Consider the following 19,150-nt stretch of genomic DNA (forward strand, 5'->3'; position numbering starts at 1 on the left):
CGCAGTAGATGTCGTTATGAACGTTCTAAACGACAATAACTGCGACCCAGTTGGGTTAAAACGGGAGACTTAGCCTTCGACGCCGAGCCTCTGCAGGATCAGCTCCTTGACGCGGCCAGCGTCGGCCTGCCCGCGGGTGGCCTTCATAACGCCGCCCACGATCGCGCCGATGGCCTGCAGCTTGCCGGCGCGGATCTTGTCCGCGACGTCGGGCTGCGCGGCAAGTGCCGCGTCGATGGCTTCCAGCAGGGGGCCGTCGTCGGAGACCACGGCCAGGCCGCGCTTCTCCACAATCTCCGCCGGGGTGCCTTCGCCGGCGAGGACGCCGTCGAGGACTTCGGCGGCCATCTTGTTGTTGATCTTGCCGGCTTCGACCATCTTGTTCAGTTCCACGATGGTTTCGGGCTTGACGCCCAGCTGGCCGGGGTCGACGTCCGCGTTCTTGGCGCGGCCGACGATCTCGCCCATCCACCACTTGCGGGCCACCGTGGCGGCGGCACCGGCGGCGATGGTTTCCTCGATCTCGTCCATCACACCGGCGTTGACCACGTCGCGGAATTCCAGGTCCGAATAGCCCCAGTCGGCCTGCAGGCGCTTACGGCGGTCGGCAGGCGGCTCGGGCAGCGTGGCACGCAGTTCCTCGACCCATTCGCGGGAAGCGACGATCGGCACGAGGTCCGGTTCCGGGAAGTAGCGGTAGTCGTCGGCGTCGGACTTGGCCCGGCCCGACGTCGTCGATCGGGTGTCCTCGTGCCAGTGGCGCGTTTCCTGGATGACCGGCTCGCCGGAGTCCAGGACGGCGGCGTGCCGCTGGATCTCGTAGCGGACGGCGTGTTCGACGGCGCGCAGCGAGTTGACGTTCTTGGTTTCCGAGCGGATGCCGAAGCGTTCGCGGCCGTGCGGGCGCAGCGATACGTTGGCGTCGCAGCGGACGTTGCCGCGTTCCATCTTCGCGTCCGAGACGCCAAGGTTCTTCACGATCTCGCGCACCGCGGCCACGTAGGCCTTGGCCAGTTCCGGGGCGCGGCTGCCGGCGCCCTGGATCGGCTTGGTGACGATTTCCACCAGCGGGACACCGGACCGGTTGTAGTCCACCAGCGAGTAGTCGGCACCCTGGATGCGGCCTGCGGAACCGCCCATGTGCGTCAGCTTGCCGGCGTCCTCTTCCATGTGGGCGCGCTCGATTTCGACGCGGAACACGGTACCGTCCGACAGTTCGATGTCCAGGTAGCCGTCGTACGCGATGGGTTCGTCGTACTGGGAGGTCTGGAAGTTCTTCGGGGTGTCCGGGTAGAAGTAGTTCTTCCGGGCAAAGCGGCAGGTCTCGGCGATCGTGCAGTTCAGCGCGAGGCCGATCTTGATGGAGGACTCGATCGCCGTCCTGTTCACCACGGGCAGCACGCCCGGCATGCCCAGGTCCACCTCGTTGACGTTCGTGTTCGGCTCGTCGCCGAAGACGTTCGGGGCGGAGGAGAACATCTTGGTCTTGGTGTTGAGTTCCACGTGGACCTCGAACCCCAGGACGGGATCGTACTTCTCCATGGCCTCTTCGAAGCTCAGGGTTGCGTCAACGCTCATTATTTTGCCTCCTGGGCTTCGACAAGGCTCTCGACAGGCCCTGCCACCGAGGTGGCCAGAGCCGGGGCCTGGGCCAGGAGCGGTCCGCCCCATTTGGCCTCGAGCAGGGATTCAAGGACAGCGCCCACGCGGTACAGGCGTGCATCCTGGCGGGCCGGAGCCAGGAGCTGGATGCCGACCGGCAGACCGTCCTCATCCGCCAGGCCGCCCGGCAGGGACAGGCCCGGAACGCCGGCCATGTTGGCCGGAATCGTGGCGACGTCGTTGAGGTACATGGCCAGGGGGTCGTTCAGCTTCTCGCCCAGCTTGAAGGCCGTAGTGGGGGCCGTCGGGGAAATCAGCACGTCGGCCTGGGTGAACGCGGCCTCGAAGTCACGCTGGATCAGCGTGCGGACCTTCTGGGCCGAGCCGTAGTAGGCGTCGTAGTAGCCGGCGCTGAGCGCGTAGGTGCCCAGGATGATGCGGCGCTTCACTTCGTCGCCGAAGCCCGCGGCGCGGGTGGCACCCATGACGCGTTCGATGGTGAGCGGCGCATCCTTGGGAAGGACCCGCAGGCCGTACCGCACGCCGTCGAACTTGGCCAGGTTGGAGGAAGCCTCCGAGGGCATGATCAGGTAGTAGGCGCCCAGCGCGTACTTGAAGTTGGGGCAGGACACCTCAACGATTTCCGCACCGGCCTGCTTGAGCAGCTCCAGCGATTCGTTGAAGCGGTTCTCGACGCCGGCCTGGTAGCCCTCGCCGTGGAGTTCCTTGATGATGCCGATCTTCATGCCGTCCACGTTGCCCAGCCGTGCGGCCGCAACGAGGTCCTCCAGGGGGTCCGGCAGGGACGTGGAGTCATAGGGGTCGTGGCCGCCGATGACCTGGTGCAGGAGGGCCGAGTCCAAAACCGTGCGGGAGACGGGGCCGATCTGGTCCAGCGACGAGGCCATCGCAATGGCGCCGTAGCGGGAAACGCTGCCGTAGGTGGGCTTGACGCCCACGGTGCCGGTGACGGCGCCGGGCTGGCGGATGGATCCGCCGGTGTCCGTGCCCAGGGCAAGGGGCGCTTCGAAGGCGGCGACGGCGGCAGCCGAGCCGCCGCCGGAGCCGCCCGGGATCCGGTCCAGGTCCCACGGGTTGCGGGTGGGGCCGTAGGCCGAGTGCTCCGTGGAGGAGCCCATGGCGAATTCGTCCAGGTTGGTCTTGCCCAGGATGGGCATCTTGGCGTCGCGCAGGCGCTTGACCACCGTGGCGTCGTACGGGCTGTGCCAGCCTTCGAGGATCTTGGAGCCGGCCGTGGTGGGCTGGCCGATGGTGACGATGAGGTCCTTGACGGCGATGGGAACGCCGGCGAGTTCATGGAGTTCCGCGGCCGCGGCGCCGCCTGCGGCGCGGATGGCGTCCACCTCCGCGGCGACGGCGAGCGCCTCCTCGGTGTTGACGTGCAGGAAGGCGTGCACGCCGCGCGGGCCGCCGTCGACCGCTGCGATGCGGTCCAGGTAGGCCTGGGTGACCTCAACGGAGGTGACCTCGCCGGCTGCGAGCTTCTGGGCAAGCCGGGCCGCTGAGAGGCGGATCAGGGCTGTGCCGTCGGAGCCTGCGCCGTTGGAGTCGGTGCTGTTCAGTTCAGTCATTTATCAGTCCTCATCCAGGATGGCCGGAACCTTGAAGCGGCCCTCGTATGCGTCGGGTGCACCGCTCAGGGACTGCTCGGCTGTGAAGGTGTGGCCCACAACGTCCTCGCGGAACACATTCGTCAGCGGGATCGGGTGGGACGTGGCCGGGACATCATCACCGGCGGCTTCACTTACGGACTTCACTGAATCGACGATGACGGCCAGTTCGCCGGCCATCCGGTCCAGCTCTTCAGCACTCATCTCGATGTGCGCGAGACGCGCGAGATGCGCGACGTCGTCGCGGTTGATCGCAGCCATGGATCTCCCCTGCAATGTAGTTTTGGTTTCCCCAATAGTCTACGTTGCAACAGTGTGCCCGCCTGACGACCCCCAGCGGGCGTCAGACGGGCAACACCGGCCCACGGCTAGCCGCAGGCAGCTTTACCCTAGCCGATCCCGATGGCTCCCGTCAGCACTCCGACACCCAGCATGACGAGCGAGATGACGGCGGTGCGCCACAGCACCTTCTTGTGGTGGTCGCCGAGGTCCACCTTGGCGAGTGACACGAGCAGCAGGATGGCCGGAACCAGCGGGCTCTGCAGGTGGAACGGCTGGCCGGTGATGGAGGCCCGCGCCATGTCGGCGGCGCTGACGCCGTAGTGGGCAGCGGTTTCGCTCAGTACGGGGAGGACACCGAAGTAGAAGGCATCGTTGCTCATGAAGAACGTCATGGGGATGCTGAGGACGCCGGTGATGATGGCCATGAACGGGCCCATGCTGGTGGGGATGATCTGGACGAGCCAGGCGGACATGGCCTCGACCATGCCGGTGCCTTTCAGGACGCCGGTGAGGACGGCTGCGGCCATGACCATGCTGACCACGGCCACAATGGACGGGGCGTGGGCGATGAGCTGGGCACCCTGGTCCTTGACCTTGGGGAAGTTGACCAGCAGGGCGATGGCGGAGCCCACCATAAAGACGAACGGCAGCGGCACCAGGTCGGCCACGAGCATGACCATGACGGCGACGGTCAGGCCCAGGTTGAACCAGAACAGCTTCGGGCGCAGGGTCTTGCGGTTCGGGTCCAGGGCGGTGTCCGCCATGGCGGAGTCGTGGTCGTCCACGAGGGATTCGGTGCGCTCGAGCACGGCAACGGAGGAGCCGGCCGGTGAGTGGCCGGCGGGGCCGTCCGTTGCGGGAACAGGTGCGGTGCCGCTGCCGGAACCGCGGCGGGAGTTGCCGCCGGCGCTGCCGGACGTGCCGCCGTCGAACGGTTCTGCGGAGAACGCTTCTGCCGAATCCGGGACACCCCAGATTTCCGGTGCGGTGGCGCGGAGGCGGTTGCGTTCCTGCAGGCCCAGCAGCCAGGCGAAGACGAAGACCACAACGAGGCCGGCGATCAGCGACGGGACCATCGGGACGAAGACGTCGTTGACATCGATCTTCAGTGCGGTGGCGGCGCGGGCGGTGGGGCCGCCCCACGGCAGGATGTTCATGGTGCCGTTGGCAAGGCCGGCCACGCAGGTCAGGACGACGGGGCTCATCTTCAGGCGCAGGTAGACAGGCAGCATGGCGGCCGTGGTGAGGATGAAGGTGGTGGAGCCGTCGCCGTCCAGGGACACTGCGGCGGCCAGGATGGCGGTGCCCAGCACCACCTTGGCCGGGTCATTGCCCAGCTTGCGGAGGATGAACCGCACCAGCGGGTCGAACAGCCCGACGTCGATCATCAGGCCGAAGTAGATGATGGCGAACATCAGCAGGGCTGCGGTTGAGGTCATGGACTTCATCGAGTCCAGCACCATGTCCCCGATGCCCAGTCCCGCCCCGGCGAACAGCCCGAAAACGGTGGGGACGATGATCAGCGCCAGCACTGGCGTCAACTTCTTCGTCATGATCAGCACCATGAATACCGCGATCATGGCGAATCCAAGTAATACCAGCACGGCCGGCTCCTTTGTCAGTCAGTGGCACCACTCCGGTGTGATGCGCACTACAGACGTTAGAGTGGCCCGCGTCACGGCAGTGCCTTTGGCTCAATTGATTGGCATACTGCTTATTGGGAGCATTTTGCTCATTTAGCTCAGCAGGCCAAAACCCCGTCAGGAGGGCAATGAAGCGTCCGGCACCGAGGCGGCCCCTGCGGTTTTCCACCCAGACCCTGCTGCTCCAGCTCGGAGTGGTTCTGCTCGTGGTGCTGCTCAGCGGCGCCGTGCATGCCTGGCTGACGTACGAGCGCCTGGGCCGGGAAGCGGAGAACCAGGCGCTCACCCTGGCCCGCACCGTTGCCTCGGATCCTGCGGTCCGCCAGGAGGTCCGGGCCATCAGCCGCGAGGCGGGCACTCCCCCGGCATCAGTGCTGCTGGCCGGCCCGCTGATGGCGGTGGCTGAAGGTGCCCGGACCCGCACGGGGGCGCTGTTCGTGGTGATCACCGATGAAACCGGCCTGCGGCTGGCCCACCCGGACGCCGACCGGCTGGGCGAAAAAGTCAGCACTGATCCCTCCGAAGCCCTTTCGGGCAAGGAGGTGACCACCCGGAACACCGGCACGCTGGGACCGTCGGCGGGAGCCAAGGTGCCCGTCTTCGGCCCGGACTCGGACACTGTGGTGGGCGAGGTCAGCGTGGGGTATTCCACCGAGAGCATCGTCCAGAGCCTGGCCCGGGACATCACGCCCATTGCGCTGACCGCGGCCGGTTCGCTGCTGGCCGGAGCCCTGGCCTCGTTCCTGCTGCGCCGTCGCCTGCAGCGGCTGACGCTGGGCCTGGAACCTGAGGAAATCAGCACCCTGGTCCATGACCAGGTGGCTGTCCTCCAGGGCGTTGACGACGGCGTGATCGGCGTAGCGGCCGACGGCCGGATCAGCGTCTTCAACGCCGCCGCGCAGAGGCTCCTCGCCCAGCCCGATCTCGCCGGAACACCGTGGGAACAGGCCCCGGTCCCGGAGCAGCTGAAGGCCCTGACCCGGCCGGACGCGGCAGAAGCAGACGCCGTCGAAATCATCGCCGGTGCCCGCGTGCTGGTGGCCAGCGCCCGCAAGGCGCTGCACCGGCGGGAGGACCTGGGCTGGGTAGTGATGCTCCGCGACCGCACCGAACTGCAGCACCTCACCCGCCAGCTCGATGCCGTGGGCACCATGTCCACCGCGCTGCGCGCCCAGCGCCACGAGTTCGCCAACCAGCTGCACACCATCGCCGGATTCATGAGCATCGGGCAGCACCAGCAGGCCCGAGACTATCTCGCTCGGCTCGCTGCCACGGGACCGCTGAAGTTCCCGGTGGACCAGGCCGAGCTCCTGCAGGACCCGTACCTGCAGGCTTTCGTCGGCGCCAAGGGCGTGGAGGCGGACGAACGCGGCGTGACACTGCGCATCGGCCCGGAAACGCTGGTGCGCGGCCAGGTCACCGAACCGCAGGATGTCACCACGGTGCTGGGGAACCTGATCGACAACGCCGTGAACGCCGCCGTCGCCGGCTCCGCGGCGGACCGCTGGGTGGAGGTGGAGCTGCTGGACGAACCGGGGCCCGACGGCGGGACGCTGCACGTCGTCGTCGCGGACTCCGGCGACGGCCTGGCTCCCGAAACGGCGGCCGGCGGGGCGGAGGCGGTGTTCGCCGAAGGATTCACGACGGCGGCACGGCCGGCACGTGCCGCCGGCGGGCAGGGCCTGGGGCTGGCACTTGCCCGGCAGCTTGCGCGGCGCCGCGGCGGGGACGTCCGGGTCCTGGAGCCCGGCTCCCCCGGCGGCCCCGGCGCAGTCTTCATGGCAACGCTGCCGCGGACCACAGCCGACCTGCCCGGAAAGGACAAGCTCATCAGGAACGACAGTTTTGCCGGAAAGGACAGTTTGATCGGGGAGGAAAGGGATGTCTGAGGATTTCAGGGTGCTGATTGTGGACGACGATTTCCACGTCGCCAAGCTGCACGCGGCCTACGTGGATTCGGTGGCCGGCTTCCTCGCGCTGCCGCCCGCTGGTTCGGCGTCCCAGGCGCTGCAGGCCATCCACAGCCTGCGCCCGGACCTGGTGCTGCTGGATGTGTACCTGCCTGACGGCTCGGGCCTGGACCTGCTCCGCCAGCTGGATGTGGACACCATGATCCTGAGCGCGGCGTCGGACGCCGTTTCGCTGCGCGCCGCCTTCCGGCGCGGCGCCCTGGGGTACCTGCTGAAGCCGTTCACGGCCGAGTCGTTGTCCCAGCAGCTCCGTTCCTATGCCCGGTACCGGCGGATCCTGGCCCAGCCCGGCGCGCTGGACCAGGACACGGTGGAGCGGGCCAAACGGTCCTTGATTCCCGGGGACGTCACGGTATCGGCCAAGCCGCGCTCCGCCACCGAGGCGGCAGTGCTGGAATCGCTGGTGCCCGGGGAACAGTATTCGGCGGCCGAGGTGGCGGGGCGGGTCGGTGTTTCCCGGGCCACCGCCCAGCGGTACCTGTCCTCGCTGGCGGATGACGGCGCCGTCGACATCCAGCTCCGCTACGGAACCACCGGCCGCCCCGAACACCGCTACGGCCTCCCGGCTAGCTAGCTGGCGCTCTTCTGGGCCACGAGTTCGATTTCCACCAGCATCTTGGGGTCGAGGAACGGCAGCACATGGACCAGGGACAGGGTGGGGCGGATCTCGCCGAACACTTCACCGTGGGCGCGGCCGGCGTCTTCCCACTTGCTGATGTCCGTCAGGTACAGCTTGGACTGCACCACGTCGCCGTATTCGAACCCTGCCTCGGCCAGGACTGCGCCCAGCTTTTCCAGGATGAACTTGGTCTGGGCATAGAAATCCTCGCCCACGATTCCGTCTTCACCGCTGGCGGCGGTGGCGGAGATGTACAGGGTGTTGTCCACCTGCACCGCACGGGAATAGCCGAGGGTCTGCTCCCACGTGGAGCCGGAGCCGAATGTCTTGCGCATGGTCTGCCTTTCGATGGTGCCTTGAGTCGGCACCACTTTAGGGCGGCTAGACGTCCAGCCGGTAAACCAGCAGCTTTATGTCGGTATCCGGCACGAACCAGTCGCGCTCGGGTACGCGCTGGAAGCCAATCTTGCGGTACAGCCCGTGCGCGCTTTCCCAGGTGAGGCCCGTCGTGAGGGACACGGCCTTGATGCCTTCCAGCGCCTTGGCGTGGGCAATAATCGCATCGACCATGGCCCTGCCGGCGCCGCTGCGCTGGACCGCGGGGTCCACCACGAGCATGCGGAATTCGAGTTCGTCCGCCAGCGCGATGTCCGCGAAAGGCTCACCGGCGACGGCGAGTGTCACGGAACCGACGACGCGGCCCGCCCGCTCGGCAACCCAGATGGTCGCCTCGGCGGCCCGCTTTGCCACGTCCTGGATCTGCAGCATGTACGGGTGGTCGGCATTCGCGAAGTAGCCCGCGGCAAGGTAGGCGTCCCGCGTAATGCGGGCCACGGCGTCGTAATCTGCCGGGATGGCGGGGCGAATGAGGATCTGCGGATGCACTTATCCATGCTAGTTGCGCGCGCGTCCCGCAGCCCGCGAAATGGCTGTTTCCGTGACTGAACTATCAGTGGGCCCGGATGGCCTTGTGTTGCGCCCCGTGTCCGGGCGTTGCGCCGCGTGTCCGGGCGTTTCCCTCTATTTCCGGGCATTTCCCGCTGTTTCGCGCCGTTTCTCCAGTGGTCGGCGGGGCTGGCAGCGGCCGGTGCGGCTGTGCTTGATTTGCACCACCGACACGCCGCCCGAACAACAACCCGACCGACAGGATCACACCATGGCACCGTCCCAGCGCACCCTGCACCTTAATGCTTTCCTCATGAGCACCGGCCACCACGAAGCCTCGTGGCGGCTGCCCGAGAGCAACCCCCGGGCCAGCACGGACATCAGCCACTACCGCAACCTGGCACAGATTGCCGAGCGCGGCACTTTCGATTCCATCTTCTTCGCGGACTCGCCCGTGATCTTCGGCAACGTGGGCCGCCGGCCGGCCGGAAAGCTCGAACCGACGGTGCTGCTGACCGCCATCGCCGCAGCCACGGAGAAGATCGGCCTGATTGCCACGGCTTCCACCACCTATAACGATCCGTTCAACCTTGCCCGCCGCTTCGCCTCCGTCGATTTCGTCAGCGGCGGCCGTGCCGGCTGGAACGTGGTTACCACTGCAGGGCCCGACGCCGCGCGGAACTTCGGCGTCGATGACCAGCCGGCGCACGCCACCCGTTATGAACGGGCGGCGGAGTTCCTGGACGTCGCCGGCAAGCTCTGGGACAGCTGGGATGACGACGCCGTGGTGGCGGACAAGGAGGCCGGAGTCTGGGCCGATGCGGACAAGGTCAGGCCGATCGACCACGTCGGCAAGCATTTCAGGGTGCGCGGTCCGCTGAATGTACCGCGGTCGCCGCAGGGCTACCCGCTGATCGTCCAGGCCGGATCCTCCGAAAACGGCAAGGGCCTGGCGGCGCTCTACGCGGAGGCTGTGTTCACTGCGCAGCAGACGCTCGAAGACGCGCAGGGTTTCTACGCCGACCTCAAGGCCCGCACCACTGCCGCCGGGCGCGACCCGGAGGGCATCAAGATCCTGCCCGGCATTGTGCCCGTGCTGGCCGGCACGGAAGCCGAGGCCAAGAAACTGGAACGCGAACTCGACGATCTGATCCGGCCCGAGTATGCGCGCATCGAACTGGCGAAGACCCTGGGCGTCAGCCCGGACGACCTGCCCCTGGACAGGCAACTGCCGGCAGACCTTCCGGATGAGGACTCCGTCCAGGGCGCCAAGAGCCGCTACACCCTGATCGTGGAGCTTGCCCGCCGCGAACAGCTCACGGTGCGCCAGCTGATCGGACGGCTGGGCGGCGGCCGCGGCCACCGCACGTTCTCGGGAACGCCCGAGCAGGTAGCCGATGCCATTCAGCTCTGGTTCGAGAACGGTGCCGCGGACGGCTTCAACATCATGCCCGCAGTGCTCCCCTCAGGGCTGGAGGCTTTCGTGGACCACGTGGTGCCGGTCCTTCGGCGGCGCGGCCTGTTCCGCACGGAGTACACGGCAAATACGCTGCGGGGTCACTACGGGCTCGAGCGGCCGCTCAACCGCTATTCCGGTGCCGCCGGGCTGGCTGCCGCGCACGCCTGAGCCTGAGCTCCCGCCGCCCGTCAGCCGTCGCCCGTCAGAGCGGAAACTTCCCCGACAGCTCCAGCGTCCCGGCGCATGTCCACGCGGCGAGGCGTTCCTCATCCGAGGGTCCGCCGTCGACCGGGCTGGTGAGGCGGGGGCGGCGGACCCAGCATCCCGCCTCCTCGGCGATGAGGGCGCCGGCTGAGAAATCATGCTCATTGAGACCGCGTTCGCCGAAGGCGTCATGGGTTCCATCTGCCACAAGGCACAGGTCCAGGGCAGCGGACCCCAGCCGGCGCATATCGGCGAAACCGTCCATGAAGCCGCCGAGGGCCTCGGCCTGCTCGGCACGGACATCGGGATCGTAGCTGAAGCCGGTGGCCAGGATCTGCCCTGCGCGGCCTGGAACGGGACCGGTGAGCTGGGTCCGCTGTCCGCGCTCCTCCAGCCACGCGCCCTGCCCGCGGGATGCGTAGTAGACGCGGCCCAGGGCGGGGGCATTGACGACGCCGGCCAGCCAGGCGCCGTCGGGATCCGCCACTGCGACGGACGTGCCGTAGTAGACGATGTTCCGGATGAAGTTGGTGGTGCCGTCCAACGGGTCGATTGACCAGCGGTACCCGCTGGGATTGTCCCGGCTGAGCGTGCCGTGTTCCTCGCCGGTCACGGTGTCCTGCGGCCGGGCGCGGGCGATGACTGCACGCACGGCGTTCTCGGCGGCGACGTCGAAGGCCGTGACCCAGTCCCCGGAGTCTCCCTTGTTGCTGATGTCCAGTTCCGCGGCGTTCCGGGTGGCGAGCACCGCCGCCCCGGCTGCGGCCGCCTCCTTGGCCACCTCGAGCAGGTCTTCCGGTGTGACACTCATTCCAGCAGCTCTTCCTGGCGGTCATCGGCAACGTCTCCGTTGGTGGCGGCTTCATCCGCTGGCTCTGCGGATCCTGCAGAGCCAGCCGAGTCGGCGGGTCCGTTGGCCAGGAGCTCCCGGAAGCCGTCCTCGTCCAGCACCGGAAGGCCCAGCTGCTCGGCCTTGTCCAGTTTTGTTCCGGCGTTCTCACCAGCCACGACGTAGCTGGTGTTCTTGGAGACGGACCCGGCAGCCTTGCCGCCACGGATAAGGATGGCTTCCTTGGCCTCGTCCCGGCTGAACCCCTCGAGGCTTCCGGTGACCACGATGGTCAGCCCTTCCAGGGTCCGCGGGGTGGATTCGTCCCGCTCATCCGCCATCCGCACACCGTCTTCAGCCCAGCTGTCCACGATTTCGCGGTGCCAGTCCTCGGCGAACCATTCCTTCAGCGCCGCCGCGATCACCGGGCCCACGCCGTCGACATGGGCCAGATCTTCCTCGGAGGCCTGCCGGATGGCCTCCATCGAACCGAAGGCCGTGGCAAGGGCGCGCGACGCGCGGGGCCCGACATGCCGGATGGACAGCGCCACCAGGACGCGCCACAACGGCTGGGTCTTTGCTTTCTCCAGTTCGCTGAAGAGTTTTTCGGTAGTGGCCGTCGGCTTCGAAGGCGACTTGGCCGTGCCCTTGCTGAAGAAGTACGGCACCAGTTCGAATTCGCCGGTACCCACTCCCTTGGACCGCTTCTCGCGGCGGATGCGGACATCGGCGAGGTCTTCGCGCGTAAGCCGGAACAGCGTGGCTTCGCTGGTCAGCGGCGGAGTTTCGGGCTCAGCGGGCTGGGTGAGGGCAATGGCGGCTTCCCAGCCGAGAGCCTCGATGTCGAAGGCGCCGCGGCTGGCCACATGGAAGACACGTTCACGCAGCTGCGCAGGGCAGGAGCGTGAATTGGGGCACCGGATATCGACGTCGCCTTCCTTCCCGGGAGCAAGCGGCGTCCCGCAGGACGGGCAATCCGTGGGCATCACAAAATCCCGTACCGGCGGATCCTGCTGGTCCCGGAGCGCAAGCACCGGGCCCACGATCTCCGGGATGACGTCCCCGGCTTTCCGGAGCACCACGATGTCGCCGATCTTCACACCTTTGGCCTTGACGACGTCCTGGTTGTGCAGGGTGGCCATACCCACCGTGGAACCTGCTACCTTCACTGGCTCCATCACGCCGTACGGGGTGACGCGGCCGGTGCGCCCCACGTTCACGGCGATGTCCAGCAGCTTGGTGTGGACTTCCTCCGGCGGGTACTTGTAGGCGACAGCCCAGCGCGGCACCCGGGAGGTGAACCCGAGTGCGCGCTGCGTGGCGAAGTCGTCCACTTTGACCACGATGCCGTCAATCTCATGCGTGAGGCTGTGCCGTTTGTCGCCGTAGCGCTTGATGAAGGCGAGCACTTCCTTGAGGCTGCCGAGGAGCTCAAAATACGGGCTCGTTGGCAGGCCCCAGGCGGCTAGCTGGCGGTAGGTGTCCGACTGGCTGGCCGTTTCCAACCCTTCGCGGGCACCGATGCCGTGCACGTACATGCGCAGCGGGCGCTTGGCCGTTTCCGCCGGGTCCTTCTGGCGGAGCGAGCCGGCCGCGGCGTTGCGCGGGTTGGCCAGCGGCGCCTTGCCGGCCTCGATGAGCGCCTCGTTGAATTCGGCGAAGGCCCGGGACGGAATGAAGACCTCGCCGCGGACCTCCATTTCGGCCGGGAAGTTCTCGCCGGTCAGCTGCTGCGGGATTTCCTTGATGGTCAGGACGTTGTGGGTGATGTCCTCACCGGTGTAGCCGTCCCCGCGGGTGGCGGCCCGGACCAGTTTGCCGTCGCGGTACAGGAGGTTGACCGCCAGGCCGTCGATCTTGAGTTCCGTGAGCCAGGTGGGACCGGCGGTGCCGTTGCCGAGCTTGGCGACGCCTGCCTCGGCCTTGGCGATCCAGGCCTCGAGTTCCTCGAGGGAAAAGACGTCCTCGAGGCTGTACATCCGCTGGAGATGTTCGACGGCGGCAAAGGCGGCGGACACTTCGCCGCCCACCTCCTGGGTGGGTGAATCGTTTGATACCAGTTCGGGGTGCATCGCTTCGATCGTTTCGAGGCGCTGGAAGAGTTCGTCGAACTCGGCGTCCGAAATGGTCGGCGCGTCCTCCTGGTAGTAGGCAAAGCGGTGTTTGCGCACCTCTTCCACCAGGTTTTGGTATTCCTCGCGCACGGCGCCGGAGGGCACCCGTTCCCCTGCGGCGCTGGCCTGATTTGTGCTGTCTGTTTCGGTGTCTGCTGCCGTGTTCCCTGTGCTCACAGACCTATCCTGCCTTAGATCACTGACATTGTCTGGCTGCTAACACACGGATGCCCCGGACGCTTTACGGCGTCCGGGGCATCCGGCAGATATTTTCTGGAGGGAGGCCTTCCTAGCGGGAAGCCTCCTCCTGCTGGGAAGCGTTCTTGGTAGCCTGCTTGCCGGCTTCCTGCAGCGCCTGTGCCACCTTGGCCAGTGCTGTCACGTGCGAACCGGACCACTCGCTGCGGAACTTGTCCGCGTCCGGGCCCTTCCAGTCAGTGCCGTCAAGAGCCTTCGACAGCTGCGACTTCTGCTTCTCAATCTCGGACGAACCAGCCTGCAGCTTGGTTCCGAGCGCCTTGAGCTGAGCAATGTCTGCGCCCCAAATAGCCATTAGTTATCTCCTTTAGTCAACGGACCCGATCCGATCGGCTCCCCAGCGGCCCCCGGCTCATCCGGAAGATCCATTACCTAGAACCTATCCCGCGGCCCAACTCATCGTCGATGGGCACCGCTCCCCATGCACCACTCACCGTGCCGCTCCCACGCGGCCCAGGTCCGGTTCGGTCTGGTTGCGGTTCTCAGGAGGCAGCGCGATTTGCAGCTTGCGGACCTTGCCCCGGCCCACAATGTAACCGCGCCCCGGAATGAAGTCCGAACTGATCTTGCCCAGTGAGGTGTTGAGCAGGCTGTCGCCTTCGATGTCGCCGGGGTTGATCAGCAGTCCCCGCCGGCCGGATTTGAACGGCTGCGACAGTGACCAGGCGGAGGACCAGGTGGAGGTTTCAGACTCTCCCACCACCCATTGGTCGGACTTGATGGACGTGGTGACAAGCCGCTCGATGCCGGACTCGGCGCTGGTGTCCGTGAACTCGGTCAGGCCTTCGATGAAGATGGCCAATCTGCCCGGGTTCTCCGCGGAGTAGTCCACCAGTCCGTCAATGGCCTCTTCGACGTCATCGGCCCCCACGAGCGACCGGTTCCAGACCTTCAGCGACGCGACGGCGGACCTGCGGGAGCCGATGTAGATCAGTTCGGCGCCGGGGTTGGACCGGCGCAGGGCGTAGGCCATGGTGACCAGGGCAACTGTCCGGCCGGCGCCTGGCGGACCGGCAACGAGCAGCGGGCCCTTGGCCATGATCTCGGCCGGCTGGAGCGTTTCGTCGTCGACACCGATGACCGGAAGGTCCTGGCTGCCGGCGGGAAGGATGTCCAGGTCAACCTGTTCGGGCAGCCGTTCGATCTGCGGCGCCTTCTCCATGCCTTGGCGCAGCATGGCTTCGCTGAGCTTGTGCACCTCGCGTGCCTGCAGCGCCAGGTTCGAGTCGCCGCCGAGCACGGCAAGCTGGACCTCATGGGCTCCGAGCAGGCCGCGGCCCGGAGGTGACGACTGGCTCAGGACGTCCTTCGGTACATCCAACGAAATGTAATCGTCTTCGGACGAGAGCCGCAGGACCAGGCGCCGCTGGATCGACGCCAGCAGCGAGGCCGGGACGGAGTTGGGCCGGTCGCCGGTGACTACCAGGTGGATGCCCAACGGCCGGCCGTCCGTGGCCAGTTGAAGGAAAATGTCCCACAGCGCGGACAGCCGGCTGTATTCGTAGGCTTCGCGGAAGCTGGACATGCCGTCCACCAGGATGAAGATCCGCTTCTCTTCCGGGTCGTTGGCCAACTTCCGGTATTCCACGATGGTGGAGGCGCGGACTTCGGAATAGCGGGCGGCGCGGTCGTCGGCCACGTCGCGCAGCCACCGCAGCAGCCTTCCGACGCGTTCAACGTCGTCGCCGTTGATGATCTCGCCCACGTGCGGCAGGCCGTCGAGCATCTTCAGTCCGGAGGAACCGCAGTCGATGCCGTAGACATGGACAGGGCCTCCTCGCGGAGTGATTGCCGCAGCGATGGCGATGCCCCGCAGGGCGGCTGACTTGCCCGATCCGCCCGTTCCGTAGATGGCCATGTTGCCGTCTTTGTCCGGCTCGTAAAAGACGGTGGGCTGATCCTGGTGGGCGGGGTCGTCGGCCACACCCAGGAGGAGGCGTTCGTCCGTCCTGGGGTTGGGCAGCTTGGAGAAATCGTAGGTCTTGGCCAGCTCGTTGAGCCACGGTTTACGTGGCGGCGCGATGGAAAGCACCTCGGCCGCCTTGATGATGTTGGCCGTCATCCGCGCAATGTCGTTGGGGCCGGCAGGTTCCTCCCGAACAGGCTTCTCAGGCGCGGGAGCGGCCCAGCTGGGTCCCGATCCGAAGGCCATTTCCACGATGTCCATCTGCGGGGCCTGCGGTTTTTCCGTGGTCCAGCCGCCGGCGTAGCCGGTCTGGAAGCCCTGGATCCGGCCGGGGCCGGTCTTCGCGGCACCGCGGCCTGGGATCGAGGGATCGAAGTAGGCCGCGGTGGGAACGCCGAGAATGTCCGTGGCATCCTCCTCGTCGGCCATGCGGAGCGCCACCCGCAGGTTGGTGTTGGCGCGCAGGCTGTCCTTGATGACGCCGGCGGGCCGCTGGGTGGCGAGGATCAGGTGGAGGCCCAGGGACCGACCGCGGGCTGCCACATCCACCACACCGTCCACGAACTCAGGTACTTCGGTGGCGAGGGCCGCGAACTCGTCCACGATGATGATGAGGTACGGCGGAGCCTCGGGATCCGCCTCGCGCTGGAGGCCCAGTAGGTCCTTGGCCTTCTTCCGGTTGAGCAGGTGCTCCCGGTAGTGCAGTTCAGCCCGGAGGGAGGTCAGGGCACGGCGCACCAGGTGCTGCGAGAGATCGGTTACCAGGCCAACGGTGTGGGGCAGGTGCAGGCAGTCGGCAAAGGCGGCACCGCCTTTGTAGTCCACGAACAGGAAGCTCACCCGGTCCGGGCTGTACGCGGCCGCCATGCCCATGACCCAGGACTGCAGGAATTCGGATTTTCCGGCGCCCGTGGTTCCACCCACGAGTGCGTGCGGGCCCTCGTTCTTCAGGTCGAGGTACAGCGGTTCGACGCCCTTCGATCCGACCAGGGCACGGAGCGTGCCGTTGTCCTTGCGGTTGGCGACTGCGGTGGCGCGGACCGAGTTGTTCTCTTTCCAGCGGTCCGCCACCGCCTGGGGGTTGTCCATGAAGTCCTTGCCGATCAGGCTCACGTAGGACACAGCGCGGGGCAGGTCGGAGTCGTCGTCAACGGGCTTGCCCACATCCACCACCGGGGAGAGCATCCGGGCCAGTTGGGCGGCCAGTTCGGCGTCGAGGCTTTCGCAGCTGACCGGGTAGGTGTGGCGGCCCAGCCGGACCTGGCCGGTGGTGGTTCCGTGGTCGCCGTCGACCACCATGAAGTCCCGGCACGCGGCAGGAAGCGACTGGACGCTGGTTGCCACCCACATGACATGGACGCCGGAATCCGGCCCGCGTTCCACGAGCCGTGTCAGCCGGCCGCGGTCAACGGGAGCATCGTCTTCGACGATCACCAGCACGGACGGCAGGACGGGGGCAGGGATGTCGCCGTTCTCGCTGTCGACGCCTGGCCGAGGCGCCGGACGCGGCGACTGCGCGCCCGCTTCGCGCTGGTCAACGAGGTCCTCCAGCCGGGCGAGCAGTGAGGACCCGCCGGCCGGTCCGGCCGCGAGGTGGTCGCCGCTGAGCGGGCTGTGCCCCGAGCCGACGTGGGGCAGCCACTGAAGCCAGTTCCAGCGTTCCCTGGACTGGGCGGAGGTGATTGCCGTGACCACCACTTCGGCCGGGGAATGCAGCCCCACGGTCTGCAGCACCATGCCGCGCGCCACATCGTCCACCAGGCCGCGCCCGCCTGCGAGTCCAAAGGCTCCGGATGAGCGGAGCTGGGACACGATGGGAACGCCTTCGATGTCCTGGAACTGTTTGAGGCAGGCTTGGATTTCCTGCATGTACTCGGCTTCGGTTTCGTTGTTGCCGGGCTCCTCAAACGAAATGCGCGAGGGAGCCGTACCCAGCCCGAAGCGCAGGCCCAGGAACCCCTTGTGCTCGGGCCGGTGTGTCCAGAGCAAGGGTCCCAGCTTGTAGATGGAATCCACCGTGTCGCTGACGGAGGGAGCCTCCTGGAGGCGCACTGAGCGCTCGATGTGCTGAAGTTCCGTGATGTCCTTGCGGAACACTGCCATCGCTTCGCGGAACTGCTTCAGCTGCTCCTTGCGTTCCCGCTTGCTTTGCATCTTGTGGTCCACGTAGTGGCCGATGATGAAAAGCGGCATCATCATCATGAACAGCACCGACAGCACGTTGCCCGTGACGGCAAACAAAATAGCGCCCATCATGAGCGGCGCGATCAGCATAATGTAGGGGAACGGGTGGTGGTCCTGGCGTTTGGGTCCGGCCGGGAGCACGCGCTTGGGCGGGGCGAAGCGCGGCACGACGCGGGGTGAACGGTTGAAATCCACCAACGGCGACGTCGGCGCACCCCCGTGGTGGCCAAGCCCCACAACGGAAACGGTCGTGTCGCCAAGCGTCACTGTGTCCGAGGAGTTCAGGGTTGCCCGGGTGACCGGCAGCCCGTCCATGATCAGCCCGTTCGCGGAATTCGTGTCCACGATTTCCACGGTTTCCCCCACCGTGATGCGGGCGTGCCGCTTGGAAGTCATGGGGTCCGACAGCCGGACATCCACGTCGCGGTCCCGGCCGATGTAGCTGGTGCCGGACGGCAGCGAAAATTCCTGCCCGACGTCGGGCCCGGACAAAATACGGAGTGTCGCCGCGGCGGGTCCGCGGCTCGCTCCGGGTGCGGCAAACAGCTCGCTGACCTGTGTCAGCGAGACGATGGACCCGGGCCGGAGCCCCGATTCGAGCAGGTTGTCCGCGCGGTTGAGGATGTTGCCGCGCATACCGCCGGCCACGAATGCCTCATCGATGCAGAGCGAGAGGTTCTCCGGCGGCTGGGTCCCGCGCCGTTCCGGATCGGCGGCCCACAGCTGGGTGGCGATGTCCGCCACGGTTGCCAGGCCGTCAACGGTTACGGCGAGGTCTTTGGCCTCGGCCGGATCCCGGCGCAGTGTCAGTCGGATTTTCACCCTTCGTCGACCCCCCTCATTTGCTCGATCAGGTACAGGTCGTCCGCCGTCACCAGGTGCGACGTCACGGCGTGTTCAACCAGCCGCGCGCGCCGGTTGGTGGCCAGCTTCCCGCCTCCCCCGCGGAGCCCGGCTACACCGACGCGGTCCAGTTTGTCGCACACATTGTCCAGCTTTCTGTTGAACCGGGTCAGTGCCCAGCCCAGGGTCTTGGCGGCGGCGGCCGACGACGGGATGGCGCTGAAGCCGGTGCCGTCGCGCCGAAGCATGGGCTCGGCGAGCGCAACGATGAGCGCTTTTTGGGAATCGGTGAAGACAACGGGTCCGATGGTCGTGTCCCCGCCGCTCTCGTCACCGGGCACCTCCTGCCGGAAGGAGGGCGTCTTGAGGTGGACGGCAAACTCGTAAGTGGTGGGGCCCGCGGTGAAGATCACGTTGGTGTGGCTGAAGACGAGCGGAATCCGTGCGCCGGGTGATAGCCAGGCCTGCATCCCGCCGGTGCCGTCCGCCACCGTGGCGGAGAGCATGCTTCCGACGTTGCTGAGCCACCATATGCCGTCGTACCGTGCGATCTGGAGGAACCGCCGATGCAGGTACGGGTTGTCGTCGACTTCGAGGTCACCCTCGCGTCCGATGTTGAAGACGTCCTCGTCAGACGGGTCATACCATTCGCCACAGAAATCTACTGCTAGATCCCCCATTTTCCGTGCCTCCTCAGTCGGCTGTGCGTTTGTCTCATGTG

Annotated in this window: 14 protein-coding genes; 3 read left to right on the plus strand and 11 right to left on the minus strand. The window is 66.8% G+C overall.

Annotated features, from left to right (window positions below):
- Window positions 1–69: 69 nt before the first annotated feature.
- The 4 genes from gatB to CXQ91_RS03910 form a co-directional block, all read right to left on the minus strand.
- Window positions 70–1,578 carry an Asp-tRNA(Asn)/Glu-tRNA(Gln) amidotransferase subunit GatB gene (gene gatB / locus CXQ91_RS03895; RefSeq protein WP_104172613.1) on the minus strand — a complete coding sequence of 503 codons (1,509 nt, stop codon included), beginning with the start codon at window positions 1,576–1,578 and terminating at the stop codon, window positions 70–72.
- Window positions 1,578–3,194, minus strand: coding sequence for an Asp-tRNA(Asn)/Glu-tRNA(Gln) amidotransferase subunit GatA (gatA, locus tag CXQ91_RS03900; protein WP_104172614.1), 1,617 nt, complete (start codon window positions 3,192–3,194; stop codon window positions 1,578–1,580). Before gatA ends, gatB begins: the two co-directional genes overlap by 1 nt.
- 3 nt (window positions 3,195–3,197) lie before the next feature.
- Entirely contained in the window at window positions 3,198–3,494 is a 297-nt protein-coding gene (gene gatC / locus CXQ91_RS03905; protein WP_028272567.1) for an Asp-tRNA(Asn)/Glu-tRNA(Gln) amidotransferase subunit GatC, read from the minus strand.
- A gap of 128 nt (window positions 3,495–3,622) precedes the next feature.
- On the minus strand, window positions 3,623–5,119 hold the full coding sequence (locus tag CXQ91_RS03910) for a CitMHS family transporter (RefSeq protein WP_104172615.1): 1,497 nt from the start codon (window positions 5,117–5,119) through the stop codon (window positions 3,623–3,625).
- A gap of 167 nt (window positions 5,120–5,286) precedes the next feature.
- Here CXQ91_RS03910 and CXQ91_RS03915 point away from each other — a divergent pair, with 167 nt between their 5' ends.
- Together CXQ91_RS03915 and CXQ91_RS03920 are read left to right on the plus strand one after the other, a co-directional pair.
- Entirely contained in the window at window positions 5,287–7,047 is a 1,761-nt protein-coding gene (locus tag CXQ91_RS03915; protein ID WP_104172616.1) for an ATP-binding protein, read from the plus strand.
- Entirely contained in the window at window positions 7,040–7,702 is a 663-nt protein-coding gene (locus tag CXQ91_RS03920; RefSeq protein ID WP_104172617.1) for a response regulator, read from the plus strand. Before CXQ91_RS03915 ends, CXQ91_RS03920 begins: the two co-directional genes overlap by 8 nt.
- Here the strand turns inward: CXQ91_RS03920 and CXQ91_RS03925 are convergent.
- Window positions 7,699–8,082 (minus strand): RidA family protein, encoded by a 384-nt coding sequence (locus CXQ91_RS03925; RefSeq protein ID WP_104172618.1) that lies wholly within the window; start codon window positions 8,080–8,082, stop codon window positions 7,699–7,701. The two genes, CXQ91_RS03920 and CXQ91_RS03925, sit on opposite strands and share 4 nt — an antisense overlap.
- A gap of 46 nt (window positions 8,083–8,128) precedes the next feature.
- Window positions 8,129–8,632, minus strand: coding sequence for a GNAT family N-acetyltransferase (locus tag CXQ91_RS03930; RefSeq protein WP_104172619.1), 504 nt, complete (start codon window positions 8,630–8,632; stop codon window positions 8,129–8,131).
- Window positions 8,633–8,903: 271 nt separating this feature from the next.
- On the opposite strand from CXQ91_RS03930, the gene CXQ91_RS03935 reads away from it, so the two are divergent.
- Entirely contained in the window at window positions 8,904–10,259 is a 1,356-nt protein-coding gene (locus CXQ91_RS03935) for an LLM class flavin-dependent oxidoreductase (protein ID WP_104172620.1), read from the plus strand.
- A 34-nt stretch (window positions 10,260–10,293) separates the two neighbouring features.
- On the opposite strand, the gene CXQ91_RS03940 is transcribed toward CXQ91_RS03935, so the two are convergent.
- From CXQ91_RS03940 to CXQ91_RS03960, 5 genes are all read right to left on the minus strand, one after another.
- Window positions 10,294–11,106 (minus strand): inositol monophosphatase family protein, encoded by an 813-nt coding sequence (locus tag CXQ91_RS03940; protein ID WP_104172621.1) that lies wholly within the window; start codon window positions 11,104–11,106, stop codon window positions 10,294–10,296.
- Window positions 11,103–13,343, minus strand: coding sequence for an NAD-dependent DNA ligase LigA (gene ligA, locus CXQ91_RS03945; RefSeq protein ID WP_374953624.1), 2,241 nt, complete (start codon window positions 13,341–13,343; stop codon window positions 11,103–11,105). The genes CXQ91_RS03940 and ligA overlap by 4 nt, the downstream gene beginning before the upstream one ends.
- A gap of 184 nt (window positions 13,344–13,527) precedes the next feature.
- A complete protein-coding gene (locus CXQ91_RS03950; RefSeq protein WP_104172623.1) occupies window positions 13,528–13,791 on the minus strand; it encodes a hypothetical protein in 264 nt (87 codons plus the stop codon).
- 135 nt (window positions 13,792–13,926) lie between these two features.
- On the minus strand, window positions 13,927–18,408 hold the full coding sequence (locus CXQ91_RS03955) for an FtsK/SpoIIIE domain-containing protein (RefSeq protein WP_104172624.1): 4,482 nt from the start codon (window positions 18,406–18,408) through the stop codon (window positions 13,927–13,929).
- Window positions 18,405–19,109 carry a hypothetical protein gene (locus CXQ91_RS03960; RefSeq protein ID WP_104172625.1) on the minus strand — a complete coding sequence of 235 codons (705 nt, stop codon included), beginning with the start codon at window positions 19,107–19,109 and terminating at the stop codon, window positions 18,405–18,407. Before CXQ91_RS03960 ends, CXQ91_RS03955 begins: the two co-directional genes overlap by 4 nt.
- Window positions 19,110–19,150: the final 41 nt, after the last annotated feature.

This window comes from Arthrobacter sp. Y81, assembly GCF_002929335.1.
In the GTDB taxonomy this organism is placed as follows: Bacteria; Actinomycetota; Actinomycetes; order Actinomycetales; family Micrococcaceae; genus Arthrobacter.